At 74.5% G+C, this 25,923-nt stretch carries 22 protein-coding genes and 1 tRNA gene; 8 read left to right on the forward strand and 15 right to left on the reverse strand.

What is annotated here, in order from left to right:
- Positions 1 to 79 precede the first annotated feature (79 nt).
- The 3 genes from lysA to IE329_RS04230 all read right to left on the reverse strand — a co-directional run bounded on the left by lysA (position 80) and on the right by IE329_RS04230 (position 3,988).
- Entirely contained in the window at positions 80 to 1,471 is a 1,392-nt protein-coding gene (lysA, locus tag IE329_RS04220) for a diaminopimelate decarboxylase (protein WP_190209425.1), read from the reverse strand.
- Between the two features lie 179 nt (positions 1,472 to 1,650).
- Positions 1,651 to 3,312, reverse strand: coding sequence for an arginine--tRNA ligase (gene argS / locus IE329_RS04225; RefSeq protein WP_190209426.1), 1,662 nt, complete (start codon positions 3,310 to 3,312; stop codon positions 1,651 to 1,653).
- A 202-nt stretch (positions 3,313 to 3,514) separates the two neighbouring features.
- The gene (locus tag IE329_RS04230) at positions 3,515 to 3,988 is read right to left on the reverse strand and encodes a response regulator (RefSeq protein WP_190209427.1); all 474 of its coding nucleotides are present in this window, start codon (positions 3,986 to 3,988) and stop codon (positions 3,515 to 3,517) included.
- A 163-nt stretch (positions 3,989 to 4,151) separates the two neighbouring features.
- Here IE329_RS04230 and IE329_RS04235 point away from each other — a divergent pair.
- Positions 4,152 to 4,223, forward strand: a tRNA-Arg gene (locus IE329_RS04235).
- Positions 4,224 to 4,490: 267 nt separating this feature from the next.
- Entirely contained in the window at positions 4,491 to 5,300 is an 810-nt protein-coding gene (locus IE329_RS04240; RefSeq protein ID WP_229927158.1) for a hypothetical protein, read from the forward strand.
- Positions 5,301 to 5,360: 60 nt separating this feature from the next.
- Here IE329_RS04240 and IE329_RS04245 read toward each other — a convergent pair whose 3' ends face one another.
- The 5 genes from IE329_RS04245 to IE329_RS04265 all read right to left on the reverse strand — a co-directional run bounded on the left by IE329_RS04245 (position 5,361) and on the right by IE329_RS04265 (position 11,751).
- The gene (locus tag IE329_RS04245) at positions 5,361 to 5,771 is read right to left on the reverse strand and encodes a PPOX class F420-dependent oxidoreductase (RefSeq protein WP_190209428.1); all 411 of its coding nucleotides are present in this window, start codon (positions 5,769 to 5,771) and stop codon (positions 5,361 to 5,363) included.
- A gap of 81 nt (positions 5,772 to 5,852) precedes the next feature.
- Positions 5,853 to 6,818: a trypsin-like serine peptidase gene (locus tag IE329_RS04250; RefSeq protein WP_190209429.1), complete on the reverse strand. Its 966-nt coding sequence runs from the start codon at positions 6,816 to 6,818 to the stop codon at positions 5,853 to 5,855.
- Positions 6,819 to 6,962: 144 nt separating this feature from the next.
- Positions 6,963 to 7,880, reverse strand: coding sequence for a carbohydrate kinase family protein (locus IE329_RS04255; RefSeq protein ID WP_190209430.1), 918 nt, complete (start codon positions 7,878 to 7,880; stop codon positions 6,963 to 6,965).
- 212 nt (positions 7,881 to 8,092) lie between these two features.
- On the reverse strand, positions 8,093 to 9,670 hold the full coding sequence (locus IE329_RS04260; RefSeq protein ID WP_190209584.1) for an MFS transporter: 1,578 nt from the start codon (positions 9,668 to 9,670) through the stop codon (positions 8,093 to 8,095).
- A 368-nt stretch (positions 9,671 to 10,038) separates the two neighbouring features.
- A complete protein-coding gene (locus IE329_RS04265; RefSeq protein WP_190209431.1) occupies positions 10,039 to 11,751 on the reverse strand; it encodes a DUF885 domain-containing protein in 1,713 nt (570 codons plus the stop codon).
- A 162-nt stretch (positions 11,752 to 11,913) separates the two neighbouring features.
- Here IE329_RS04265 and IE329_RS04270 point away from each other — a divergent pair, with 162 nt between their 5' ends.
- Complete coding sequence (locus IE329_RS04270; protein WP_190209432.1) at positions 11,914 to 12,696, forward strand: TetR/AcrR family transcriptional regulator; 783 nt, start codon at positions 11,914 to 11,916, stop codon at positions 12,694 to 12,696.
- A 146-nt stretch (positions 12,697 to 12,842) separates the two neighbouring features.
- On the opposite strand, the gene IE329_RS04275 is transcribed toward IE329_RS04270, so the two are convergent.
- The 3 genes from IE329_RS04275 to IE329_RS04285 form a co-directional block, all read right to left on the reverse strand.
- Positions 12,843 to 13,694 carry a fumarylacetoacetate hydrolase family protein gene (locus IE329_RS04275; RefSeq protein ID WP_190209433.1) on the reverse strand — a complete coding sequence of 284 codons (852 nt, stop codon included), beginning with the start codon at positions 13,692 to 13,694 and terminating at the stop codon, positions 12,843 to 12,845.
- Between the two features lie 272 nt (positions 13,695 to 13,966).
- Positions 13,967 to 15,208: a DUF6745 domain-containing protein gene (locus tag IE329_RS04280; RefSeq protein ID WP_229927159.1), complete on the reverse strand. Its 1,242-nt coding sequence runs from the start codon at positions 15,206 to 15,208 to the stop codon at positions 13,967 to 13,969.
- A gap of 57 nt (positions 15,209 to 15,265) precedes the next feature.
- Complete coding sequence (locus tag IE329_RS04285) at positions 15,266 to 15,592, reverse strand: hypothetical protein (protein WP_190209434.1); 327 nt, start codon at positions 15,590 to 15,592, stop codon at positions 15,266 to 15,268.
- A 161-nt stretch (positions 15,593 to 15,753) separates the two neighbouring features.
- On the opposite strand from IE329_RS04285, the gene IE329_RS04290 reads away from it, so the two are divergent.
- The 5 genes from IE329_RS04290 (at position 15,754) to IE329_RS04310 (ending at position 21,298) form a co-directional block, all read left to right on the forward strand.
- Entirely contained in the window at positions 15,754 to 16,716 is a 963-nt protein-coding gene (locus tag IE329_RS04290; protein WP_190209435.1) for an STM4015 family protein, read from the forward strand.
- Positions 16,717 to 16,756: 40 nt separating this feature from the next.
- Complete coding sequence (locus IE329_RS04295) at positions 16,757 to 18,037, forward strand: STM4014 family protein (RefSeq protein ID WP_190209436.1); 1,281 nt, start codon at positions 16,757 to 16,759, stop codon at positions 18,035 to 18,037.
- 74 nt (positions 18,038 to 18,111) lie between these two features.
- A complete protein-coding gene (locus IE329_RS04300) occupies positions 18,112 to 18,981 on the forward strand; it encodes an STM4013/SEN3800 family hydrolase (RefSeq protein ID WP_190209586.1) in 870 nt (289 codons plus the stop codon).
- Entirely contained in the window at positions 18,978 to 20,327 is a 1,350-nt protein-coding gene (locus tag IE329_RS04305) for an STM4012 family radical SAM protein (RefSeq protein ID WP_190209437.1), read from the forward strand. Before IE329_RS04300 ends, IE329_RS04305 begins: the two co-directional genes overlap by 4 nt.
- A 125-nt stretch (positions 20,328 to 20,452) precedes the next feature.
- A complete protein-coding gene (locus IE329_RS04310) occupies positions 20,453 to 21,298 on the forward strand; it encodes an STM4011 family radical SAM protein (RefSeq protein WP_190209587.1) in 846 nt (281 codons plus the stop codon).
- Positions 21,299 to 21,324: 26 nt separating this feature from the next.
- On the opposite strand, the gene IE329_RS04315 is transcribed toward IE329_RS04310, so the two are convergent.
- The 4 genes from IE329_RS04315 to IE329_RS04330 all read right to left on the reverse strand — a co-directional run bounded on the left by IE329_RS04315 (position 21,325) and on the right by IE329_RS04330 (position 25,916).
- Entirely contained in the window at positions 21,325 to 22,575 is a 1,251-nt protein-coding gene (locus IE329_RS04315) for a serine/threonine-protein kinase (protein ID WP_190209438.1), read from the reverse strand.
- A gap of 217 nt (positions 22,576 to 22,792) precedes the next feature.
- A complete protein-coding gene (locus IE329_RS04320; RefSeq protein ID WP_190209439.1) occupies positions 22,793 to 23,779 on the reverse strand; it encodes an ABC transporter substrate-binding protein in 987 nt (328 codons plus the stop codon).
- Positions 23,780 to 23,976: 197 nt separating this feature from the next.
- Complete coding sequence (locus tag IE329_RS04325) at positions 23,977 to 24,753, reverse strand: amino acid ABC transporter ATP-binding protein (protein WP_308438332.1); 777 nt, start codon at positions 24,751 to 24,753, stop codon at positions 23,977 to 23,979.
- Positions 24,750 to 25,916: an amino acid ABC transporter permease gene (locus IE329_RS04330; protein WP_190209440.1), complete on the reverse strand. Its 1,167-nt coding sequence runs from the start codon at positions 25,914 to 25,916 to the stop codon at positions 24,750 to 24,752. The genes IE329_RS04325 and IE329_RS04330 overlap by 4 nt, the downstream gene beginning before the upstream one ends.
- Positions 25,917 to 25,923: the final 7 nt, after the last annotated feature.

Raw genomic sequence — 25,923 nt, forward strand, 5'->3', positions numbered from 1 at the left:
CGAACCTTCGGTCCGTACCAGTCTCCGGGACTTTCCGCGGGGATCTACGGTCGTTCCATGATCTGAGACAAGAATTTCGTCATCCGATATCGAGACGCAGGAGATCCTCCTCCGTCTCGCGCCGGACGATCACCCGGGCGGCGCCGTCCCGGACGGCGACCACGGGGGGCTTGAGGGCGTGGTTGTAGTTGCTGGCCATCGAGCGGCAGTACGCGCCGGTGGCCGGCACCGCGATCAGGTCGCCCGGCGCCAGGTCGGCGGGCAGGAACGCGTCCCGGACGACGATGTCGCCGGACTCGCAGTGCTTGCCCACCACCCGGACCAGCATGGGCTCGGCGTCGCTGGCCCGCGACACCAGGGCGACCGAGTACTCGGCGTCGTACAGCGCGGTGCGGATGTTGTCCGACATGCCGCCGTCCACGCTGACGTACGTCCGCAGGCCCTCCAGCGGCTTGACGGTGCCCACCTCGTACAGCGTGAAGGCGGTCGGGCCGACGATCGCCCGGCCCGGCTCGACGCTCAGCCGCGGCGCCCGCAGCTCGGCCGCGGCGCACTCGCGGCGGACGATCTCGGCCAGCGCGGCCGCGATCTCGGCGGGCTCGCGCGGGTCGTCCTCGCTGGTGTAGGCGATGCCGAGGCCGCCGCCGAGGTCGATCTCCGGCAGCTCCACCCCGTGCTCGTCGCGGACCTCGGAGAGCAGCCCCACCACCCGGCGGGCGGCGACCTCGAAGCCCGCCATGTCGAAGATCTGCGAGCCGATGTGCGAGTGGATGCCGCGCAGCTCCAGGCTCGGCCGCGCGAGCACCTGGCGGACCGCCTCGGCGGCCGCGCCGCCGGACAGCGAGAGGCCGAACTTCTGGTCCTCGTGCGCGGTCGCGATGAACTCGTGGGTGTGCGCCTCGACGCCCACCGTGATCCGGATCAGCACCGGCTGGCGAACGCCCTGGCCGGCGGCGATCGCGGCCAGCCGGTCGATCTCCTGGTAGGAGTCCACCACGATGTGGCCGACGCCGACCTTGACCGCGTGCTCCAGCTCGTCCGAGGACTTGTTGTTGCCGTGCAGCGCGATCCGCTCGGCCGGCATCCCGGCGGCCAGCGCGACCGCCAGCTCGCCCTGGCTGCACACGTCGAGGTTGAGCCCCTCCTCGTGCAGCCAGCGCACGACCGCCTTGGAGAGGAAGGCCTTGCCCGCGTAGTACACGTCGGCGTCCGTGCCGAAGGCGTCCCGCCAGGCCCGGGCCCGGGTGCGGAAGTCGTCCTCGTCCAGCAGGTACGCCGGGGTGCCGTGGTCGGCGGCCAGCGTCCGCACGTCCAGCCCGCCGACGGTCACCACGCCGTCCGCGCCGCGCGCGACCGTCCGGGACCACACCTTGGGGTCGAGGGCGTTCAGGTCGCTCGGCGGGGCCTGGTAGTGGCCCTCGGGCAGCACGTCGCCGTGGCGCGGGCCTGCGGGGTGGGCGGAGCGGCTCATGTCCTCTTCCTCTGACGTTCTCGGCTGGAGCGCGGGCGGATCGTGGAGCTGGTCTTCGAGCGGATCTCGGAGCTGTTCTCGGAGCTGGTCCTGACGCCGGTCCCGGCGCGGGCCGATCTATGGAAAGGGGCGGCGACGGCCCGGATGGACCGTCACCGCCCCGTCCGCACGTGGGGCGGTTACATCCGCTCGGGGGCTGTGACGCCGAGCAGCGTGAGGCCGTTGGCGACGACCGTCCGCGCGGCCTCCACCAGCCAGAGCCGGGCACGGTGCGTGTCCGTCATCTCCTCGTCGCCCTTGGGCAGGAACATGCAGTTGTCGTACAGGCGGTGGTAGACGCCCGCCAGGTCCTCCAGGTAGCGCGCCACGTGGTGCGGCTCACGGGTCTGGCCGGCCTTGGCCAGGATCCGCGGGAACTCGCCGAGCTCGCCCAGCATGTCGCTCTCCCACTGGGTGGCGAGCAGCTCGGGTTTGAAGTCCTCGGCCGAACCCTTGTCGACGCCCAGCTCCTTGGCCTTGCGCGCCACGCCGCACATCCGGGTGTGCGCGTACTGGACGTAGAAGACCGGGTTCTCGTTCGACTGGCTGGTCAGCACGTTGATGTCGAGCGTGATCGTCGAGTCGGTGGAGGAGCGCGCCAGGGTGTAGCGGGCCGCGTCCACGCCGATCCAGTCGACCACGTCGTCGATGGTGATGATGTTGCCGGCCCGCTTGGACATGCGGACCTCCTCACCGTCACGCAGCATCTTGACGAACTGGCCGATCTTGACCTCGATGTTGCGGTCCATGTCGTCGCCCGCGCAGGCCACGATGGCCTTGAGGCGGTTGACGTAGCCGTGGTGGTCCGCCCCCAGCATGTAGACCGAGACCTCGCTGCCGCGGTCCCGCTTGCTCAGGTAGTACGCCGCGTCGGCCGCGAAGTAGGTGGTCTCGCCGTCGGCCTTGATCAGGACGCGGTCCTTGTCGTCGCCGAAGTCGGTGGTGCGCAGCCAGATCGCGCCGTCCTCGTCGAAGACGTGGCCCTGCGCGCGCAGCCGCTCGATCGCCTTCTCCACCGCGCCGGAGTCGTGCAGCGACTTCTCCGAGAACCAGGTGTCGAAGTGCGTGCCGAACTCGGTCATCGACCGCTGGATCTCGGCGACCATCAGCTTGAGGCCCTCGACCCGGAAGGTCTCCAGCTGCTCGTCGACCGGCAGGTCGAGCACCCCGGGGATGCCCTCCACCAGTGCCTTGGCGATGTCGACGATGTACTCGCCGACGTAGCCGTCCTCGGGCGCGGGCCGGCCGTTGGCGGCGGCCTGCAGGGAGGCGGCGAACTTGGAGATCTGCACGCCGGCGTCGTTGAGGTAGTACTCGGTGGTGACGTCGGCGCCGGTGGCCTTGAGCACCCGGGCGAGCGAGTCGCCGACGGCCGCCCAGCGGACGCCGCCGATGTGGATCGGGCCGGTCGGGTTGGCCGACACGAACTCCAGGTTGATCTTCAGGCCCTTGAGCGCGTCGTTGCGGCCGTACGCGGCGCCCGCCTCGACGATGGTGCGGGCCAGCTCGCCCTGGGTGGCGGCGTCGAAGGTGATGTTCAGGAAGCCCGGTCCGGCGATGTCGACCTTGGCGACCCCGGGCAGCTCTCGCAGGCGTGCGGCGACCAGTTCGGCGACGGCTCGCGGCGGCTTGCCGGCCGGCTTCGCGAGCTGGAGGGCCACGTTGGTGGCGTAGTCGCCGTGGTCCCTGTTCTTGGGCCGCTCGACGGTCACGTGCTCGGGCACGGTGACGGTCAGCTCGCCCGCCTCGACGGCGGTGCGCACTGCGGCCTGGACTGCCTGGGAAAGCTCTGCGGGTGTCACGACGCCAAGCGTAGGCGAGAGAGGGTGCCCGCCCGCCACCCGGTTTACCCGTTGAGACGCCGGGCCCGTCCGGGCCTCACCCGCCCCAGCGGCACCCGACCGGCAGGCCGTTGCGGTTCGTGGCGTCGACGGCCGCGGCCGTCAACCCCGCCCTGTTCGCTGAGAGCGGAATTCGCCGGGCTCCCCGGCCGGGCGGCCGGTGTCACCCGGGGTGGCCGATGTCACCCGGGGTGGCCGGAGCGCCCAGCACCGGACCGGCGCCGAACCCGTACGCGAAGCCGGACGCCCGCCCGCCCCCCGCGCGCAGCGCCATCAGCCGGTGCACCAGGGCCACCAGGTCCGCCGGGTCGAAGGGCTTGCCCAGATAGCCGTCCACCCCCACCGACTCGCCCCGGTCCAGATCCGCCGGCGTGCAGGCGCTGACTATCGCGATCGGCAGATGACTCGTGCGCGGCGCCGCGCGCAGCCGCGCCGCCGTCTTCAGCCCGTCCAGCCGCGGCATCATCACGTCGAGCGTCACCACGTCCGGGTCCACTCGGCGGACCACCTCAAGGCACTCGGCGCCGTCGGCGGCAGTCACCACCTCGAAGCCCTCAAGCTCCAGGTTGACTCTGATCAGCTGGCGGATCACCTCGCTGTCGTCCACCACGAGGACCCGCCCGGACACTCCAGACACCTCACCGAGGGTAGCCGCGCGCCCACCGCCCCGTCCGGGCTTTCCGCACTTCCGTCACCCCCGCCGGGAGCCACTCCGACGCGTCCGTCAAAACCCGTGCACGGACAGAGCCGACAGCCTGGTAATGTTCTCCACGTCGCAGCAAGGTCGCGACGAAGAGCAGGCCCCCGTAGCTCAGGGGATAGAGCACCGCCCTCCGGAGGCGGGTGCGTAGGTTCGAATCCTACCGGGGGCACTTCGCGAGAAGTGCTGAAGAGGCCCAGCCAAGCGGTGAGTTACCGCGAAGCTGGGCCTTCGTCATGTTCGGGGGCAGTGCCGAAGGCCCGGGGCCACGGCTGTCCGGTGCGGTCGCCGTCGCTCCGAAGTGACCCGTCCGGCGCGCCTGTTCGCGCGGGCCATCGGCTCCCCCGGGCGGCGGGGCGGCGACGGCTGCATGGACAATGATCTTGAAGCGGGGCGGCGAGGCGCCGGCTCGCCCGAACGTATGTGGGGGGAAGCAGCGATGAAGGCAGCACCGGGAAGAACGTCCGGGCGGGCCGGGCGGATGATCGGCCTGGGTCTCGTGGTGGCACTGGTCGGGGCGGGCGCGGTGGGTTGTTCCAGCGGTGCCGCCGCGGGCCCCGCCGCGGCGGGTACCCCGGGGCAGTCGAAGGCCGGCAAGGCGCCGGAGGTGTTCGGCGTCGCCGGGTACCGCGGGCTGGCCCCCGGCACGGCCAAGGAGGCGGCGCTGGCCGGTGGCGCGCTGGAGGCCGCGCCGGTGTCCACGCTGGACGGGTGCGCGGACTTCTCCTACCGGGGCGGGCCGGCGCCCGACCCGGTCCGGATGGCCGCCGAGACCGCGGCCGAGGCCAGGCTCAAGGAACTGGACGCGAAGGCCGACGCCGCCGGCGCGAAGGCGGACAGCGGCAGGGCCGGGCCCGGGGCGTCGGCCAAGGAGTTCGCCGACGACGCCGCACGCCAGGCCGAGGCCGCCAGGGCGGTGGCCGAGGCGACCCAGGCCGTGGTCGGGGTGGCGACGCTGCGCGAGGCACGGGACAAGGCCTTCGCGGCCGCCGGCGGCGCCTCGTTCGGCAAGGGCGGACTGCACGAGCTGGTCGCGCCGGCGGACGCCCGGACGGCCGAGGGGATCGGGGCCGGCTCCACCGTCGACGAGCTCAAGCAGGCCTACGCGGCCCGGGGCCTGGAGCTCACCGGTGACGGGCGCTACCGGATGCCGGCCGGCGGGCCGCAGGGCTGGGTGTACGAGTTCACCGTGGCGGCCGACAAGGTCGGCGCGGTGGTGCTGGCCGACCGCGGGACGAAGTGCGTCTGACGGCACGCCGGCTGCCGTGGGTGCCGGGGCGCGGCCGCCCCGGCACCGATCGGGCCCGGCTCAGGCCGTGGCGCTGCCGAGGACGCGCGTCGGCGTGATCCGGATGACCAGCCGGACCTGCTCCGCCGGCAGGTCGAGGTACTCCTGGCCGGCGCCCGGGCCCTCGTACTGCTCGGCCAGGGCCACGGCGAGCCGGCGCCCGGTGTCCTCGGCGACGGTCGCCGTCCCGCGCACCTCGGCGTAGACGTCCGGGTTGTCCCGGTCGTAGACGGTGAGGCTGACCCGCGGGTCGCGGCGCACGTTCTTCTCCTTGCGGCGCCCGGCGGCGGTGGAGACGACCGCCTCGTCGCCCTCCCGTCCGACCCAGACGACCGAGGTCTGCGGGGCGCCGTCCGGGTTGAGGGTGGCGAGCACGGCCGAGTGCGGTGCGTCGAGGAGCTTGCGCACGGCGTCGTTGAACAGGGATGTCATGACCACGACCCTAGATCACGGCGCACCGGCCCGTCGGCCGGTTCGGCACAGCGGGCCGGGCTGCCCGGGCTCCGGGCCGGGTCAGCCCGCGGCCGCGACCGCCGTCGCGTAGAGGGCCGTGATGGTGTGGTCGAACAGGGCGCTGTACGAGGTGTCCGGGGTGTCCCCGCCCTCCTGGTAGCCGCCGATCAGCCCGATGACGGCGCCGGTGGCGGTGCTGATCCAGGGGCCGCCGCTGGTGCCGCCGGTGTACGCGGGGCAGTCGATGGCGCGCTGGTAGGTGTCCTCCTTGCTGGTGGCGTTGACGCAGGTGAGCGGGGTCTCGCCGGCGTTGGGGTAGCCGAAGAGGCTGACCTGGGCGGTGAAGCTCTCGCCGGTGCCGAGCGGGTGGGCGCCGACCACGTCCTCGATCTGCCGGCCCTGGTCGGCGGCGACCTCCAGGATCGCGAAGTCCTCGTCCTCGTCGCGGTGCTGGTCCCAGCCGGTGGTGGTGTGGACGGCGGTCACCTGCCAGCTCCCGTACGGCGCCGTGCCGTCCCGGTAGCCGGGGGCGAAGGTCACGTTGCCGGAGCTGCTGAGGCAGTGGGCCGCGGTGAGCAGCAGGTTCTTGGTGGGGCTGTGGACGACGCTGGCGGTGCAGAAGTGCCGCCCGGCCGCGACCGGGCCGTTGAAGAGGGCACCGACCTTGGCGGATTCGGCGTCGGCCGGAGCATCCGTGGTGCTGCCCCGCTTGACGGCCGCGGTCGGCGTGGCCGCCGGGGCGGCCGCCGTGCTCGCGGTGCCGGCCGGAGCGGTCGCCTCGACGGCGGCCGGGTCCGGGTCCGGGGTGGCGGGCGCGGCCGCCGGGGCGAGGGCCGTCGACGGGTCGGCGGAGGCGGTGAGCGCACTGTCCGCCGGGGCGTCGGCGGTGGCGCGCGAGGTCAGGGTGTGGGCGCCGGCCAGGACGGCGGCCACCGCCAGCGCGGCGCAGGCGGTGGCCAGAGCCGGCCGCAGGATGCGCCGGCGCGGCGTTCGGCGGGCGTGCTGCCCGGCCCGGTGCTGTCCCATCCGGTGCCCCACTCCTGCCCCTGGTCCTGCGTCGGTTCGCTTACCGTCCGACTGTGCAGGGCCGAGCTGGGAGGGCCGTGATGCTGTGCTGGGAGTCCGATGAGAATCTCCCGGTGGCCGGGCCACCCGCGGCGGAGCCGCCGGTCAGCGGCCCTTCAGGGCGCCGGCGAGGCCCTCCGCGAGGTCGGACGCGGAGATGAAGTCGGTGTGGGTCCCGGCGCTCGTGCAGGCGTACGCGCCGGCGACGGTACCGCTCACCACCGCCTCCTCGGCGGGCCGGCCGGCGAACCAGGCGTGCAGGAAACCGGTCACGAAGGCGTCCCCGGCGCCGTTGGTGTCGACCACCGGCGCGGCCGGCGGGAGGGCGGGGAAGTGACGGACCGGGGCGGGCTCGTCCCGCGTCAGCAGGTGGCAGCCGTCGGCGCCGTCGGTGGCGACGACCAGCCGGGCCCGGCCCTCGGCGAGGATCCGCCGCATGACCTCCTCGTGGCGGCCCCGGCAGCCCGCCACGGACAGGAAGACCAGGTCGGAGTTGACCGCGTAGTGCAGGTGGTGCGGGTTGTGGCCGTCCCAGTCGTGCAGGTCGGTGGAGCTGGTGAGGCCCAGCCGGCGGATGTCCTCGTACATGTCGCGGTTCGGGCCGGTGATGGAGAGGTGCACGTGCCGGGCCTGCCGGAGGTGCGGCAGGTAGAAGTCGGCGGGCAGGCGCAGGTCGGCGGGGTGGCGGCCGTCGTAGAAGGAGAAGCGCCGGCCGGCGGCGTCCACCAGGTTGACCGCGCGCGGCGTGCCGTACGGGGTGTGGAGGTGGCTGAACGGCAGGCCGCGGCGGGCGTACTCGGCCAGGATCAGCTCGGCCTGCGGGTCGTCGCCGAGGAAGTCGACGAAGGCGGTGCGCAGTCCGAGGTGGTGGGCGCCGAGGGCCACGCCGTTGCCGGTGTGGGCGACGTAGTCGCGGATCGGCGGGGCGTACACCGAATCGCCGTCCGGGACCTCCAGCCGGTCGACCCTGACGATGGTGTCCACGCCGGTTCCGCCGACGACGAGCAGGTCGAACTCAGGCACGGTGGTGGCCCTTTCGGCTGTTGGCTGGGTGCTCCGCCGGAGCACGCGGCAGATCCGCAGCAGGAGTCAAGCAGCCGGGCGAGGCGCATGCAATATCTTTCTGCAACTTTCAAGCGGTGTCCTGCGGGCGGCCCGGGCCGGCGCCCGCGGGCACCGAACGGGCCCGGGGCTCGCGCCCCGGGCCCGCAGGCCTCGGCCGGTCGGTCCGGATCTCAGGATTCCGATCTGAGCGGGTCGGGGTTCAGGGTGTCGGGCCGTCGGGAGCCCGCCGCCGGGGAGTCGGCCGCCGGCGCGTCCGCGCGCGACCGGGCCGCCTCCGGGTTCGCCGCCCGGGCGACGTGCGGGTCCGGCTGCGACTGCCGGCCGGCCGCCGCGGCGGCGTCCGCCTCGGCAGGAGGCCCGGCGGGGGCGCCGCCGGTGGCCTCGCCCGGCGCCGGCCGGTGGTTGATCATCAGGAACGCGATCAGGGCGGCCGCCAGCAGGATGACCATCGCGACCGTGGTGGCCACCGCGTAGCCGTGCACCGCGCCCTGGGCCTGGACCAGCGGGTCGCCGGCGGCGCGGGAGGCGAGGTAGGTCGCCGTGACGCTCGCCGCGATGGTGTTCAGCAGCGCCGTGCCGAAGGAGCCGCCCACCTGCTGGGCGGAGTTGATGGTCGCCGCCGCCGCGCCCGTCTCGCGGGGTGCGACGTTCAGGGTGGCCAGGCTCATCGAGGGCATGAACACCATGCCCATGCCGAAGCCGAGCAACAGCTCGCCCGGCAGCACGGTGGCCACGTAGGCGCTGGTGACGGTGATCTGGGTCAGCACGGCCAGGCCGCCGGCGGCCAGCAGCAGGCCGGTGGCGATCAGGTTGCGCGACGGCACCCTGGTCATCAGCCGCGCGGCGATGCCGGTCGAGCTGAGCACGATCGCCCCGGTCATCGGCAGGAACGCGACGCCGGTCATCACCGGCGAGTACCCCTTGATGACCTGGAGGTAGTAGGTGAGGAACAGGAACACGCCGAACATGCCGATCATGGCCAGGCCCACCGACAGGGCCCCGCCGCCACGGTTGCGCTCGGCGACGATGTGCAGCGGCAGCAGTGCGTGCGGGTTGCGCTTCTCCACCAGCACGAAGACCAGCAGCATCAGGACGCCCAGGCACAGCGAGCCGAGCACCAGCCAGTCGCCCCAGCCGCGGTTCACGGCCTCGGAGGTGCCGTACACGATGGCGAGCAGACCGCCGCAGCCCAGGAAGGCGCCCGGCAGGTCCAGCTTCACCCGGCGGCCCTTGGCGATGTGGTCGGGGACGAGGAGGTAGAACGCGGCGATCGCGGTGACGATGGCGATCGGGGTGTTGACGAACAGGCACCAGCGCCAGTTCAGGTACTCGGTCAGCAGACCGCCGGAGATCAGGCCGATCGCCGCGCCGCCGCCGGCGATGGCACCGAAGATGCCGAAGGCCGTGCTGCGTTCCTTGGGATCGGAGAAGGTGGTCGAGAGCAGGCCCAGCGCGGACGGCGCGAGCAGTGCTCCGAAGGCGCCCTGGAGGGCGCGGGCCGCGAACAGCATGGTGGGTCCGGTGGCGCCGCCGCCGAGCGCGGAGGCCGCCGCGAAGCCCAGCAGGCCGATCACGAAGACCCGTTTTCGGCCGAAGAGGTCGCCGAGCCGGCCGCCGAGCAGCAGGAGCCCGCCGAAGGCCAGGGTGTAGGCCGTGATGACCCACTGGCGGTCCGCGTCGCTGATGCCGAGGTCGGCCTGGGCCGACGGGAGCGCGATGTTCACGATGGTGATGTCGAGGACGATCATCAGCTGGGCGACGGCTATCACGGCCAGCGCCCACCAGCGGCGGGAGTCCGCCGTACGACCGCCGGGGGGAGGTTGCGAAGACACTGGGAGAGCCTTCCGGAGGGTTCGGAGAGGACACGCAGTCGTCTTCCAGGCAAACTCTCGGACGGCCGATTGGCAAGGAAAAATGTGACCAAATGTTCCGAAATGGGACTTAAGGCCCAGCTCGGCTAAACCACCTCCGTCTCCGGGACCGGTCACCGGCCCGGTCCCGGGACCGGCCCCGGGACCAGGGACGTACGACCAGCGGCCTGCCCGGCCCCCGGCAGGAGCCCTGCCCGGCCCCGGTGGGAGCCCGGCCCGGGCTCCCACCGGCCGCGCGGCCCCGCCTACAGGGCGGTGAGTTCGGCCACCAGGTCGTCCAGGCCGAGCGAGCCCTGCGAGAGCGCCGCCATGTGCCAGGCCTTGAGGTCGAAGGCCTCGCCGCGGGCCTCGTGCGCCGCCTTGGCCGCCTCCCGCCCGCGCAGCCAGGCCCGCTCGCCGAGCTTGTAGCCGATCGCCTGGCCGGGCAGGCCCAGGTAACGGACCAGCTCGCTGTCCAGGAACTCCGCCGGCAGCCCGCAGTACTGCCCGAAGAACTCCCGGGCGTCGTCCGGCAGCACCGGCTCGCCCGGCTTGTACGGCGAGTCGGCGGGGAAGTCGAGGCCGACGTGCATGCCGATGTCGACGATCACCCGCAGCGCCCGCATCATCTGGGCGTTGAGGTAGCCCAGCCGGTGGCCCGGGTCGGTCAGGTAGCCGAGCTCGTCCATCAGGCGCTCGGCGTACAGCGCCCAGCCCTCCAGGTTGGCGCTCACCCCGCCCAGGCTGACCTGGTAGGTCGAGAGCCGGTCGGCGACGTAGTTCCACTGCGCGAGCTGCAGGTGGTGGCCCGGCACGCCCTCGTGGTACCAGGTGGAGACCAGGTCCCAGACCGGGAAGGCCTCCCGGCCCAGCGTCGGCAGCCAGGTCCGGCCCGGCCGGGTGAAGTCCAGCGACGGCGCGGTGTAGTACGGCGCGGCGGCGCTGCCGGCCGGGGCCAGCCGGGACTCGACCCGGGTGACCGGCTCGGCCAGGTCGAAGTGGGTGCCCTGGAGGTCGGCGATCGCCTGGTCCATCAGCCCCTGGAGGTACTCGCGGGCCGCCTCCTCGCCCTTGATCGACGGGCCGTCGGTCTCCAGCCACTTCATCGCCTGCATCGGCGTCGAACCGGGCCGCACCTTCTCCGCCTCGGCCCGCATCTGGGCCGCCAGCTCGTGGAACTGCTGCCACGCCCAGCCGTACGCCTCGTCCAGGTCGAGGTCGGAGCCGGTCCAGTAGCGGACCCAGCGGGCGTACCGCTCCCGGCCGACGGTGTCCGGCGCCGCGGCCGCGGCCGGGCCGTAGACGTCGCGCAGCCAGTCGCGCAGCGTGGCCAGCGCGTCGGCCGCCGCCACCGCGATCCCGGTCAGGGTGGCCCGCTGCTCCTCCGGGGCCGCCTGCACGAACTCGCCGAACCAGCCGCCGGGGGTCGCCGGGTCCAGCCACTCGCCGAACTGGCCGACCACCGTGGTGACCTGGCGCGGGCCCGAGAGGAGACCGCGCGCGACGCCCTCCTCCAGGGTCTCCCGGTACTGGGCGAGCGCCACCGGCACCCGGGCCAGCCGGCGGCCGACCAGCTCCCAGTCCTCCGCGGTGGCGGTGGCCATCAGCGTGAAGACCTCCCGCACGTTGTGCACGGGCGAGCCGAGGTTGCGCACCGCCCGCAGGTTCTCGCCCGCCTCGTGGACGGCCAGTTCGGCCGTCAGCCGCTCGCGCAGCAGCCGGGCGCAGCGGCGCTCGGCCTCGTCCTGGGAGGCGCCGGCGGCCTCCGCGGCGTCGAGCCGGGCGAGGGTGCGGCGGCCGAGTTCGGCGATCTCGCGGTCGCCGGCCGGGGAGAGGTCCGGCAGCCTGTCGTCGTCGGGGTTGAGGCCGAGATAGACCGCGGTCAGCGGGTCGAGCTCGGCGAGGGCCTGGACATAGGAGTCCGCGATGCGGCGGGGGGTGGTGCCGCCTTCGTGAGAGTTGATCAGTTCTTCAACCATCTGGACATCCTGTCGCAGCCGGGGCCGAATGCAACCCTCTTCGGGCATCGTCCGGCGCCCCGGGGCCCAACTCGGCACGGGCAGCGGCCGTGCGTGCCGGATGCCGGAACCGGGCCCTCCGCACCGGGTCGGATCGGACGGTCCGCCACTACGCTGGCGGCCATGGAAGCCAGCTCAGCGCCCGACCCGTCCTCCGCCGAGGCCCGCCCCCGGCGCGCCGGCTACCGGCGGCTGCCGGTGCAGCAGCGCCGCGAGCAACTCATCGCCGTCGCCCTGGAGCTGTTCGCCTCCCGGCCGCCCGAGGAGGTCACCCTCGACGACGTCGCCGAGGCCGCCGGCGCCTCGCGCCCGCTGGTGTACCGCTACTTCGCGGGCGGCAAGCAGCAGTTGTACGAGGCGGCGCTGCGCAGTGCGGCGGAGGAGCTGAGCAGCCGGTTCAAGGTGCCGAAGGAGGGCACCCCGACCGAGCAGCTGGCCACCGTGCTGGACCACTACTTCGACTTCGTCGCCGAGCACCACGCCGGCTACGGGGCGCTGCTGCGCGGCGGGTCGGTGGTGGAGACGGCGCGGACCTCGGCGATCGTGGACGAAGTCCGGCGGACGGCGCTGCGCCGGACGCTGCGGCATCTCGGCGTGCGCCAGGCCGGCCCGCGGGTGACGATGCTGGTCCGGTCCTGGATCTCGGTGGTCGAGGGTGCTTCGCTGACCTGGCTGGACGAGGGGCGGCAGATCCCGCCGGCGGAACTGCGCGACTGGCTGGTGGACCAGTTCGTCGCGATGAGCGCGGCCTCGGCGCTGCACGACCCGCAGACCGCGCAGGTGCTGGACGGGCTGCTGGCGCTGGAGCGGCCGGACGGGCCGGCGGCGGCGCTGGCGGGGCATCTGGGGGCCCTGCTGACGGCGCGGAGCGGGGTGGCGGAGCAGGCCGGGACGGCGTCGGGCTGAGGCCTCGGGCCGAGCCGGCGGGCGGCGGTCCGGCGCAACGGCGCAACGGCGCAACGGCGAGGATGGTGGACCCGCATGAGGCGGCCGGCGGAGGGTGGCCCCGACCCCCGTGCCCGGGGTCGGGGTCGCGGTCACGGGCCCGGCGGTCAGGCCTTGCCGAGCACCTGCCGCTGGCGGCCCAGGCCGTCGATCTCGATCTCGACCACGTCGCCGGGCTGCAGGAACGGCGTCCCCGGGTGCCCGAGCGTGACGCCGGCCGGGGTGCCGGTGACGATCACGTCGCCGGGCTCCAGCACCATGAAGTGGGTGAGGTAGCGGACGATCTCCAGCACCGGGAAGATCATCTCGGCGGTGGAGCCGTTCTGCCGCAGGTCGCCGTTGACCCAGGTCCGCACCGGCAGCCGCTGCGGGTCCTCCACCTCGTCGGCGGTCACCAGCCAGGGCCCGAGCGGCGTGAAGGTCTCCGCCGACTTGCCCTTGTCCCACTGCCCGCCGCGCTCGAACTGGAAGGCCCGCTCGGTGACGTCGTTGGCCACCGTGTAGCCGGCGATGACCGCCGCCGCGTCCCGGTGGGTCTCCAGGTAGCGACCGGTCCGGCCGATCACGATGGCCAGTTCGGCCTCGTAGTCGGTCTTCTCGCTGCCACGCGGCACCAGCACCTCGTCGTAGGCGCCGACCACGGTGTTGGCCGGCTTGAGGAACACCACCGGCTCGGTGGGGATCTGCGCCCCCGCCTCGGCGGCGTGGTCGCGGTAGTTCAGGCCGATGCCGACGACCTTGCCCGGGCGCGCCAGCGGCGCCCCGACCCGCTGGCCGGCGATGTCGGTCACCGGCAGCGCGCCGCCGGCCACCGCCCGGGCCAGCTCGGCCGGGTCCAGCCCGGCGAGGAAGGCGCCGTCGATGTCGGGCGTCCGGCCCGAGAGGTCGTACGCGGTGCCGTCCTGGCCCAGTACGACCGGGCGCTCAGCGCCGGGGAGGCCGACACGGAGGAGCTTCATATGACCGTCACCACCTGGTTCGTCGCATCTCACCGGGCAGGCCGCACAGCTCACCCGGTCTATGCATCCGAGGTATATCAACCGCTGCCACCTGCGAACCAGACTGCCGGGGTCGGCGAATTCCTATCAATTCCTCCAAGTGCCCGGACCCTCGAATAGGTCGCCCGTACGGTTGACAAGGCTGCCCGGGCCTCGCGCGGCCGGGCCTCGCGGTGTTCGGGGCGGCCGTGGCGGCCGGGCAGCGACCTCCCCCGGGCGGCCCCGCGGCGGGCTCAGGTCTCCCGCTCGGGGCGGTAGTCCTGCTCGGCGACGCCGAAGGTCCAGGCCACCCCGGCCCGCGCCGTCCGGGTGGCCGGCGGCACCCGGAGCCAGTACGTCCGGAAGGTGCCGTCCGGCTCGGCCGTCGAGTTGACCACCTCGACCATCACCACCGGCTCGTCGTCCGGCAGCTGGATCCGCCAGAGCACGCCGGCCTCGTCGCGGTGCAGCGGCTCGGCGCCGGAGTCGGCGAGGTAGCGGTCGTAGCCGTAGTGCTCCAGCATGACGCGGCGCAGCTCGGCGTTCTCCTCCTCGCGGATCCGCTCGGGGGTCAGGCCGCCCAGCCCGGCCAGGAAGTCCTCGGGCACCGGCATGCCGCGCCAGGCGTGCAGGGCGAACCCGTCGGGGTAGGCGAGCGCCGGGCCGTCCGCGCGGTCGAGCCGGCCAGCCTCGTCCCGGTGCAGCGTGGTCGGGCGGGCGGCGACCAGCGCGACCCGTTCGTACGGCCACCACCAGCCGGCGTGCCGGGCGGCCGCGGCGAGGCCCGCCAGCTCGGCGAGGTCACCGTCGAAGCCTGGGCCGGCCGCGTCGAAGGCCGACAGCCAGGGCGCGTCGTGCTGCCCGAGCACGGCGTCCAGCAGGGCCGACCGGACGGTGCGGACGGCCGCGGTGGCCCGCCTGCGCGCGGCGCCGTCGGCGCCGTCCCCGGCCTCGGGGGCCAGCCGGTCGGTGAGCACGCCCTCGATCCGCCCGGTCAGGGCCTGGGTCTGCGGCCACAGCTCGCCGCCGGTCAGCGCCCAGAGCCGGGCCCAGCCGGCCCCGCCGAGCCGCTCGTGCACCAGCCGGCGGGCCCGCTCCCAGGGCGCCGTGCGGACCAGCTCGCGGACGCTCGGCCCGGCCGCGCCCGCCGCCGGCACCACCCCGGCGGCGGCCAGCCGCGCACGGGCGGCCTCGAACACCGGGGCGGCCGGCGCGGCGCCCGGCCCCGCCAGCACGGCCTGCTCGCCGCCGCCGAGGACCAGCGCGGCGGCGAGCGCCTGCAACGGCGAGTCCAGCCGGACCACGGCCGCCGGTCCGGCGAGCCCGGCGGCCCGGTAGGCGGCCCGGACCGCCTGCTCGGCCGCCGCCCGCTCGCGCGGGGCGTCGGCGGCGGGCGCGGTGGCGACGGCGGCCCGGCGCCAGTCGGCGGCCACCCGGGCGGGGTCGGCCGGCAAGGTGGCGGGGGCCCGGCCGGGCCGGTCGGTCTGCTGGGTCATCGTCCTGCTCCTGATTCCTGCGTACGGGGGGGGTGGGCCGGCGGTGCGCGGCCGGTCTCAGTCGGCCACGACGCGGACGGCGCCCGGCAGGTACTCGCGCTGGCGGACCACCCGGTACCAGCCCTTGGGCAGCGGGATCACGGCGTGCTCCTCGTGCACCACCCGGCCGCCCTCCGGCAGGTGCAGCCAGGCGGCGGCGAACGGGCCGGGCTCCCGGCGGAGTTCACCGGGGCCGACCACCGCGTGCGCGTGGCCGGTCACCTCGCCCAGCGCCAGCACCAGCCGGCCGCGCGCGTCCCGCGGCTGCCCGGACAGTCCGGCCACCCGCTGCGGGAGCGCCTCCTCCTCCACCGGAACGATCAGCACATCACCCTGCCGGTACACGGCGCCTCCCCGTACTCGCTGCCCTCTTGACGACACGGCAGACGCTACGGGCGGGGTACGACAACGGGCCCCGGGCGCCGCCCGGGCGGACCACCCGGAAGGGCTGTCGGCGGCACCTGGTAGACAGGGGTCAGCCCCCTTCCAGCCCGAGGAGACGCGCCATGGCGATCGGCCGGCACATCGAGGAATTCCACGGCCTGCCCGTGTTCAACGTGGAGGCCGCGCTGGCCGACGGCAAGCCGCTGCCCCCCGCCGGCGAGGTCGCCTGGCGCCTCCACCTGGACTACGACGCGGACGGGAGCTTCGAAGAGCTCTGGGAGTCCTTCCTCGCCGCCGTCGACGGCACCGAGGTCCGGGCCCTGGTGATCGGCTCCTGGTGGGGCGACGACGGCATGGACCCGCTCACCGAGACGCTGGCGCTGATCGTGCGCAGCGCCGGGCGGCTGCCCGCACTGCGGGGCCTGTTCCTCGGCGAGGTGACGTACGAGGAGAACGAGATCTCCTGGATCCAGCCGGCCGACCTCACCCCGCTGCTGGAGGCCTACCCGCGGCTGGAGGAGCTGGTCGCCCGCGGTGCGTACTCGACGTACGGCGAAGTCCCGCCGCCGTACCTGCGGCCGCTGCGGCACGAGCACCTGCGGACCCTGCGCTTCGAGTCCGGCGGCCTCTCCGGCACGGTCGCGCAGGCGATCGGCGCCTGCGAGCTGCCCGCCCTGGAGCGGCTCGAACTCTGGCTCGGCACCGAGTGGTACGGCGCGGACAGCACCGTCGAGGACCTCGCACCGCTGCTCGACGGCTCCCGGCTGCCCGCCCTGCGCCACCTCGGGCTGGAGAACAGCGACCTCAGCGACCAGCTGGCCGCCGCCCTGGCCGGCGCCCCGGTGGTGGCCCAGCTGTCGACGCTCAGCCTGGCCCTCGGCACGCTGGGCGACCAGGGCGCGGCCGCCCTGCTGGCCGGCCAGCCGCTCACCCACCTCACCGCCCTCGACCTGCACCACCACTACCTCTCCGAGGAGATGCGGCAGCGCCTGGAGGACACCCTGGGCGCGGCCGGCACGGCGCTGGACCTCTCCCAGACCCAGAACCTCGACGACGACCGGCCGTACGTCGCCAACGGCGAGTGACCCGTCAGCCCACCGGAGGACCGACGGACGACGCCCGCCCATGACACCGGCCCCGGCCACCGACCCGACCGCCCCGCGGCTCACCGTGCTGGGCAACCCCGGCCACCGGCGGGTGACGCTGTTCGCCGCCGCCGTCCGGGCCGCCGGGCTGCCCGAACCCGCCGTGCTGCCCTGGTCGGACGTGCTGCGCGGCGGGTACGCGATCGAGCCGGGCACGCTGCTGCGGGTGGACTCCCCCGGCGAGGACGAGGCGGTGGACCGGCTGCTGCGCGGCGCCGCGCTCGGCCCGGGGTACGCGCCGACCCGGGTGGAGGGCACGGCCGCCTGGTACGCCGGGTTCACCGCCGCGCTGACGGGGGTCGGCCGGGCGGTCCGGGCCGCCCCCGGGGCGCGGCTGCTGGCCGACCCGGCCGAGATCGCGGTGATGTTCGACAAGCGCCGCACCCACCGGCTGCTGGCGGGCGCGGGCGTGCCCGTCCCGCCGGCGCTCGACCAGTCGGCGGGGCCGGTCGCCGGCTGGGCGGACCTCAAGGGGCGGCTGGCGGCGGCGGGCCTGCGCCGGGTCTTCGTCAAACCCGCCCACGGCTCCTCCGCGTCCGGGGTGCTGGCCCTGGAGTTCGGCCCGCGCGGCCGGGTCTCGGCCACCACCTCGGTGTCCTGGCGGGACGGCGAGCTGCACAACTCCCTGCGGGTGCGCAGCTACCGGCAGGAGGACGAGATCGCGGCGATCGTGGACCGGCTGGCGCCCGACGGCCTGCACGTGGAGCGCTGGATCCCGAAGTCCGCCCAGCGCGGCCGGGCGGCCGACCTGCGGGTGGTGGTGATCGCCGGCCGGGCCACCCACCTGGTGGTGCGCACCAGCACCGGCCCGATGACCAACCTCCATCTCGGCGGCGCCCGGGGCGACACCGGGCTGGTCCGCGAGGCGGCCGGCCCGCACTGGGCCGCCCTGCTGGAGACCGCCGAGCGGGCGGCCGCGTGCTTCCCCGGCTCCCCGGCCGCCGGCGTGGACGTGCTGCCCGGTGCCGACTGGCGGCGCTACCTGGTCGGCGAGGTGAACGCCTTCGGCGACCTGCTGCCCGGTCTCACCGGCCTGCCCGGCGGGCCCGCCGAAGGGCTCGACACCTACGCGGCCCAGCTCGCCGCGGTGCTCGCGGGAGGCGCCGGCCTCCCGATCACTGGCCTCCCGGGCGCCGACCTCCAGGCCACTGACCTCCCGGGCGCCGGCCTCCCGGGCCCGGCCGCAGGCGCCGGGCCGTCCCCCGACACCGCCCCGCCCCGTACCGCCGTCCCGGCCGCAGGCCATGGAGCCACCCCGTGAACCACCCCGTCCCGTCCCCGGCCCCGGCCGTGCCCCCGGCACCCGAGATGAACGCCGTGCCCCCGGCACCCGACATGAACGAGGTCGTCGGCAGTCACGACCTGCTGCTGGTCACCCTCGACACGCTCCGCTTCGACGTCGCCCGGGAGCTCGCCGAGGCCGGCCGCATCCCGCACCTGGCGGCCGTCCTGCCCGGCGGGCGCTGGGAGCGCCGGCACTCCCCCGGCAGCTTCACCTACGCCGCCCACCAGGCCATCCTGGCGGGATTCCTGCCGACCCCGGCGAGCCCGGACGGCCCGCACCCACGGCTGTTCGCCGCCCGCTTCGCGGGCTCCGAGACCACCGAGCCGCGCACCTGGGTCTTCGACACCCCGGACCTCCCCTCCGCACTCGCCGCGGCCGGGTACCGGACGGTCTGCATCGGCGGCGTGGGCTTCTTCAACAAGCAGGGCCCGCTCGGCTCGGTGCTGCCGGGGATGTTCCAGGAGAGCCACTGGGAGCCCGAGTTCGGCGTCCCCTCGCCGGTCTCCTTCGAGGCGCAGGTGGCCCGCGCCGAGGAGGTCGCGGCCGGGCAGCCCGCCGGGCAGCCGCTCTTCCTCTTCGTCAACGTGGCCGCCCTGCACCAGCCGAACTGGTTCCACCTGCCCGGCGCCACCCGGGAGCACGGCGACAGCCGGGCCAGCCACGCCGCCGCCCTGGAGTACGTCGACCGGCACATCGGGCGGCTGTTCGCCGCGATGAGCCGGCGCCGGCCGTGCTTCGCCGTCGTCTGCTCCGACCACGGCACGGCGTACGGCGAGGACGGCTACACCGGCCACCGGATCGGCCACGAGGTGGTCTGGACCGTCCCGTACGCGCACTTCACCCTGCCCCGCACCGCCCAGGAGCCGCCCGCCCCCGGCCGGCACCTGCCCAGCACCGCCCAGGAGACGCAGCCCCGATGACCACCGCCCTGCCGCTGCTGACCGGCGTCCCCTCGGCGGACTCCCCCTACCGCAGCTACGTCTACGCCTACCCGCACAAGACGGCCTACCGCCGGCTGCCGGACCGGCCCGCGCTGCGCGACCTGTGGGCCGGCGAGCCGCAGCACGCGCTCTCGCTCTACCTGCACATACCGTTCTGCGAGGTGCGCTGCGGCTTCTGCAACCTGTTCACCCGGATCGGCAGCCCCGAGGGCCTGACCACCGCCTACCTGGACGCGCTGGAGCGACAGGCCGACGCGGTGCGCGGAGCCCTGGACGAGGACGCCCGGTTCGCCCTCGCGGCCTTCGGCGGCGGCACCCCGACGTACCTGAGCGCCGCCGAGCTGGAGCGCCTGTGCGACATCGCCGAGCAGCGGATGGGCGCCGACCTGAGGGCGGTCCCGCTCTCGGTGGAGGCCTCGCCGGACACCGCCACCGCCGACCGCCTGGAGGTGCTCGCCGCCCGCGGCACCACCCGGCTCAGCCTGGGCGTGCAGTCCTTCCTGGACGAGGAGGCGAAGTCGGCCGTCCGCCCGCAGAAGCGCGCCGCGGTCGAGGCGGCGCTCGGCCGGATCCGCGCCGCCGGCTTCCCCGTCCTCAACATCGACCTGATTTACGGCATCGAGGGCCAGACCCCCGCGAGCTGGCTGCGCTCGCTGGACGCCGCCCTCGCCTGGCAGCCCGAGGAGCTGTACCTCTACCCGCTGTACGTGCGCCCGCTGACCGGCCTCGGCCGGCGGGCCGGCGAGCACGGCTCGCGGGCCTGGGACGAGCAGCGCCTCACGCTCTACCGCACGGGCCGGGACCACCTGCTCGGGCAGGGCTACCAGCAGGTCTCGATGCGGATGTTCCGCCGGGCCGGCTCGCCCCAGGCCGGCACCGACGAGTACAGCTGCCAGAGCGACGGCATGGTGGGCCTGGGCTGCGGCTCCCGCTCCTACACCGCGGGCCTGCACTACTCCTTCGACTACGCGGTGGACGCCACCCAGGTCCGCTCGATCATCGACGACTACGTCTCCACCACCGACTTCGGGCATGCCGAGTACGGCCACCGGATGGACGGCGGGGAGGCCCGCCGGCGCCACCTGGTGCAGTCCCTGCTGCAGGCCGAGGGGCTGGACCTCACCGACTACCGGCGGCGGTTCGGCACCGCCGTGACGGACGACTTCGCCGCCGAGCTGGCCGCGCTGCGGGCGGCCGGCCGGCTCGCCGACGCCCCCGGCCGGCTCCGGCTCACCCCCGAGGGCCTGGCCCACTCGGACGCCGTCGGCCCGGACCTCTTCTCCCCCGCCGTGCGCGACCTGATGGCCGCCTACGAGGCGAAGTGAGCGGGCACCCGCCGGCCGGCCCGGGCATGCCCCGGTCCCGTCCGCCGGCCGACCTCGGCATGCCGGCCTTCCGGCCGCCGGCCGACCGGGGCGCCCCCGCACCCGGCCCGCCCGCCTCCGCGCCCCTGGACCTGACGATCCTGTACCGGGGCCCGCTGGCCTCCTGCGACTACGACTGCCCCTACTGCCCCTTCGGCAAGCGGCGGGACACCCCCGACCAGCTGCGCGCCGACCGGGCCGCGCTGGAGCGGTTCGCCGGCTGGGCCACCGGTCAGCGCGGCGACACCCTCTCGCTGCTGTTCACCCCGTGGGGCGAGGGGCTGGTCCGCTCCTGGTACCGCGAGACGCTGGCCCGGCTGAGCCGGCTGCCGCACGTGCGGCGGGTGGCGATCCAGACCAACCTCAGCTTCCGCACCGACTGGCTGGCCGACGCCGACCTCGGCACCCTCGCGCTCTGGGCGACGTACCACCCGGGCGAGGTCACCCACGAGCGGTTCCTGGCGAAGTGCCGGGAGCTCACCGCGCTGGGCGTGCGCTACAGCGTGGGCGTGGTCGGCGAGCCCGAGCACCTGGAGCCGGCCCGCCGGCTGCGCGCGGAGCTGCCGCCCGAGGTCTACCTGTGGGTCAACGCGGCCGAGGGGCGCACCTACACCGACCCGGAGGCGGCCCGCTGGACCGCCCTCGACCCGCTCTTCGCGTACAGCCGCACCCCGCACCCGAGCGGCGGGCGGCCCTGCCGGACGGGCCGCACGGTGATCTCGGTGGACGGCGCGGGCACCGTCCGGCGCTGCCACTTCGTCCGCACCGAACTGGGCAACCTGTACGACGGCTCCTACCGCGCCGCGCTCGGCCCGCGGCCTTGCGAACTGGCCGTCTGCGACTGCCACATCGGGTACGTCCACCTGGAGACGCTGCCGCTGTACGAAGTCTTCGGCGAGGGTGTGCTGGAGCGGATCCCGCAGGACTGGTGAGGCGGCGGGACGGCGCCGCCGGCGGGTCAGCCGTGCCGCGGGCCGCGGGGCGGCGCGGCACCGAGCAGGACGGTACCGAGGGCGGACGTGCCGCCGCCGGCTCCCCGGCCGGACTCCGCCGCTCCACCGGCCGCCGCACCGCCGACCGGGCCGCGGCGGGCGAGTTCGCGCTCCCAGCGGGCCAGGTCGCGGGCGGCGTCGGCCCGCGCGTCCGGACCGGTCGGGCCGGCCCCCGGCGCTCCGGCCGGCGGCGCCGCCAGCTCGCGCAACAGGTCGACGGCGAGCAGCAGTTCACCGGAGCGGGCGAGCCAGAGCGCGAGGTCGTGGCAGGTCCGCAGGGTGCGCGGATCGGCCGGGCCGCAGACCCTGGCGAACTCGGGCAGCACCTGCCGCAGCAGCTGGACGGCCTCGCCGGCGTTCCCGTCGGCGCCGCGCGCCCAGGCCTGGTCGGCCCGCTCCCGCAGCTCCTCCGGGCTCGGACCGGCCGGCGCCGGCCCGGCCTCGACCGCCACCAGCCGGCGGCGGACCTCGGCCGCGTCGGCGGGCCGGCCGGCCGGATCCTTGGCGAGCAACTGGAGGATCAGCGCCGCGAGTTCGGGGCCCGCACCGGGCGGAGCCGCGGGCGTCTCGTTGAGGTGCTGGTACATCAGGGTGACGGCGTTGTCGGCCCGGAACGGCTTCTGGCCGGAGCAGAGCTGGTAGAGCACGCAGCCGAGCGCGTAGAGGTCGGCGCGGCCGTCCACCGCCCCGCCCGACCAGCGCTCGGGCGACAGGTAGTGCGGGCTGCCGATCACACTGCCGGTGCTGGTGAGACCGGCCGCCTGGGTCTCCAGGCGGGCGATGCCGAAGTCCAGGACCTTGGCCTCGTCGTCCACGGTGATCATGATGTTCTCGGGCTTGATGTCGCGGTGCACCACGCCCGCGCGGTGGGCCGCGTCCAGCGCGCCGCAGACCTGCCCGGCCCAGCGCAGGGCGAGCCCCCGCTCCGGCACGCCGTCCTTGAGGACCTCCGCCAGCGAACGGCCCCGCACCAGCTCCATCACCAGGTAGTGGGTGGCGAAGCCGCCGTCCCGGACCTCCCCCAGGTCGTAGAGGGTCACGATGTGCGGGTGCGGGAGATTGCCGACGGTACGGGCCTCGGCGACGAAGCGCCGCACCTCCCGCTCGTCGGCGGCGTTCTCCTCGGAGATCACCTTGACCGCGACCGGGCGTCCGACCTTGGCGTCGAAGGCCTCCCAGACCACCCCGAAGCCGCCGCGGCCGATCCTGCGCACCATTCGGTAGCGACTGTCCAGTACGTCCCCGACCTGCATGACCGCCCCCAACTCCGCCCGATTCGAACGAGTTTCACGATAGCGGTGGGGGCGGCCCGGCGGGCGGCGGACGGGTCGCGACCCGCCGCCCGGCCGGATGCGCCCGGCCGGCCGCACCGGCCCCGCGCACCCGTCCGTCGCCCCCGTCCGCCGGGCCTCGCGCCCGGGCCTCGCACCCGCCCTAGGGGGCGACCTTGGGCAGCCCGGGCGGGTTGATCTCGGAGGCCTTCACGCCCTCGTTGTCCAGGCCCCAGCGCTTCAGCGCCTGCCCGTAGGTACCGTTCTTGATGATCTCGTCCAGGGCCTGGTTGAGGGCCTTCACCAGCCCGTTGTCCTTCTTGGTGGTCGCCGCGATCTTGCCGAGGACGTCGGCGCCGCCACCCGAGTAGGTGCCGATCACCTCGGTCTCGCCGGTCTGGACGGCGTGGAAGGCCGCGGTCGGGTTGGGGCCGAGGTAGGCGTCGATCCGGCCGGAGGACAGCGCCAGGTAGTAGTCGGTGGAGTTCTGGTAGTACTTGATGTCCACCGGCTTGAGACCGGCCTTGACGTTCTCCTCGTTCCAGGAGACCAGCAGCTTCTCCTGGTTGGTGCCGGAGGTGACGGCGATGGTGTGGCCGGCCACGTCCTTGGGCCCGGTGACCTTCCAGCTGCCGCCCTTCTTGGCCTCGAAGCCGAGGATGTCCAGCCGGTAGGTGGCGAAGTCGTACTTCTCCTTGCGCGCCTCGGTGACGGTGATGTTGCTGAACCCGACGTCGTACTTGCCGCTGTCCAGGCCGACGAAGATGTTCTCCCAGGAGACGGGGCTGAACTCGACCTTCAGGCCGAGCACGTTGCCGACCAGGGAGGCGACGTCCGGCTCGACGCCGATGACGGTCTTGTCGTCGTTGGCGTAGAAGGCCAGCGGCGGCACGGTGACCAGCGATTCGACGACCGACAGGGTGCCCTTCTTTCTGATCTCCTCCGGGACGAGCGCCGCGATGGCGTCCACCTTCGGCGTGGTGACCCGGTTCTGCTCCGGCGTGAGGTTCACCGAGACGCCGTTCGGGGCGGCCGTCCCCTTGGGCGCGGCGAGGTCGGCGGCCGCGCCCGGGGAACTGCCGCAGGCGGACAGGGTGAGGAGGGCGGCGAGCGGGGCGGCGGCCAACAGGGCGCGGCGGGGCAGGGACATGGCGGAACTCCTTACGAGGGCAGGGTTTTCGGGGCCCGGGGCGGGCCGGGTCCTGGCGGCGCGGTCGGGGGAGGTCCGGGGCCGGTCCGGCCGGCCCCGGGCAGGGCCGGCCGGACGAAGGGCCGACGGACCGGGATCCAGCGGGCCAGGACCTGCGGGAGCAGGGCCGGAGGGAGCAGGGCCGGAGGGGCCGGGGCCTACAGGACCTTGGAGAGGAAGGCGCGGGTGCGCTCGTGCTGCGGGTCGTCCAGCACCGCGGCGGGCGGGCCCTGCTCGACGACCAGCCCGCCGTCCATGAAGACCACCGTGTCGGCCACCTCGCGGGCGAAGCCGATCTCGTGCGTCACCACGATCATGGTGGTGCCGGTGCGCGCCAGGTCCTTGATCACGTCGAGCACCTCGCCGACCAGCTCCGGGTCGAGCGCCGAGGTCGGCTCGTCGAACAGCAGCACCTTGGGCTCCAGCGCGAGCGCCCGGGCGATCGCCACCCGCTGCTGCTGCCCCCCGGACAGCTGGCGCGGGTAGGCGTCCGCCTTGTCCGACAGGCCCACCCGGGCGAGCAGCGCCAGCGCGGCCCGGCGGGCCTCGGCCTTCGGCTGCCGCAGCGCGCTCACCGGCGCCTCGACGATGTTCTCCAGCACCGTCAGGTGCGGGAAGAGGTTGAAGTTCTGGAACACGAAGCCGATGCCGGTGCGCTGGCGCAGCACCTCGCGTTCCTTCAACTCGTGCAGCTTGCCGCCCGAGCGCCGGTAGCCGATCAGCTCCCCGTCGATCGCCACGAAGCCGCGGTCGACCTTCTCCAGGTGGTTGATGGCGCGCAGCAGGGTGGACTTGCCCGAGCCGGACGGCCCGAGCACCACCGTCACCGAGCCGGCCGGGACGACCAGGTCGACGCCGCGCAGCACCTCCAGGGCGCCGAAGCGCTTGTGCACGCCCCGGACCTGCACCATGGCGTCGCTGGTGGTCGTGGTCATGAGCGGCCTCCGAGGGACGGCGCGGGGCGGCCGGCCGGCGGGGTGCGCCGGGTGGCCTGGATGTTCCGGACGAAGCCGCGGGCCCGCTGCAGCGGGGTGGGCGGCGGGGTGCGCTGCGCGCCCCGGGCGAAGTAGCGCTCGACGTAGTACTGGCCGATCGAGAGCAGCGTGGTCAGCAGGATGTACCAGACGGTGGCGACCATCAGCAGCGGCACCACCCGGCCGGTGCGGCCGTAGATCACCTGGACCTGGTAGAAGAGTTCGCCGATCGCCATCACGTAGACGATCGAGGTGCCCTTGAACAGCGAGATGACCTCGTTGGCGGCGGCCGGCAGGATCCCCCGCATGGCCTGCGGCAGGACGATCCGCCAGGCCTGCCGGAACCGGGGGATGCCCAGCGCGGAGGCGGCCTCCAGCTGGCCCCCGTCGACGGCGATGATGCCGCCGCGGATGATCTCGGCGGCGTACGCGGCCTGGTGCAGGGCGAGGCCGAGCACGGCGGCGCCCATCGCGCCGAGAACGCCGATGGTGTCGAAGGACCACACGGTCGGCCCGAACGGGATGCCCACCCCGAGGCGCTTGTAGAGGTAGGAGAGGTTGAACCAGAACACCAGCTGGACGATCAGCGGGATGGACCGGAAGGCCCAGATGTACGCCCAGCCGATGGTCTGCAGGATCGGGCTGCGGGAGAGCCGCAGGGCGGCCACCCCCGCACCCAGCAGGAAGCCCAGGGCCGTTCCGTAGAAGGTCAGTTGGAGGGTGATCCAGACGGAGCGCAGGATCGTGGTGGTGCTGAAGAAGGCCCGGAAGGTGGGCCAGTCCCAGCCGGGGTTGGTGGCCAGGCCGTGGACGAACTGGGCCAGCACGACGAGGGCGAGGACGCCGGCCGCCCAGCGCCAGGGGTGGCGGGCCGGGACGATCCGCAGGTTCTCCGGGTCGTCCGGCGACCCGGCGGGCTTCTCCTCGCGTTCGAGGACGGCCGTTGCGGGCGGCTCCTTGCGGACGAGGACGGGCGCGGCGCCGGCCCCGGCGGCGTCGATGTGCTCCGCGGCGGGCCCGGGGCCGGCCGCGGTGACGGGTTCTGCGGGCGTGCCGGGCTCCGCGGGCGTACCCGGGTCCCCGGTTCTCCCGGTGCCGGACGCGGTGCCGGTGGTGGCGGTCATGGGGGGA

It is taken from the genome of Kitasatospora indigofera, assembly GCF_014655955.1.
In the GTDB taxonomy this organism is placed as follows: domain Bacteria; phylum Actinomycetota; class Actinomycetes; order Streptomycetales; family Streptomycetaceae; genus Kitasatospora; species Kitasatospora indigofera.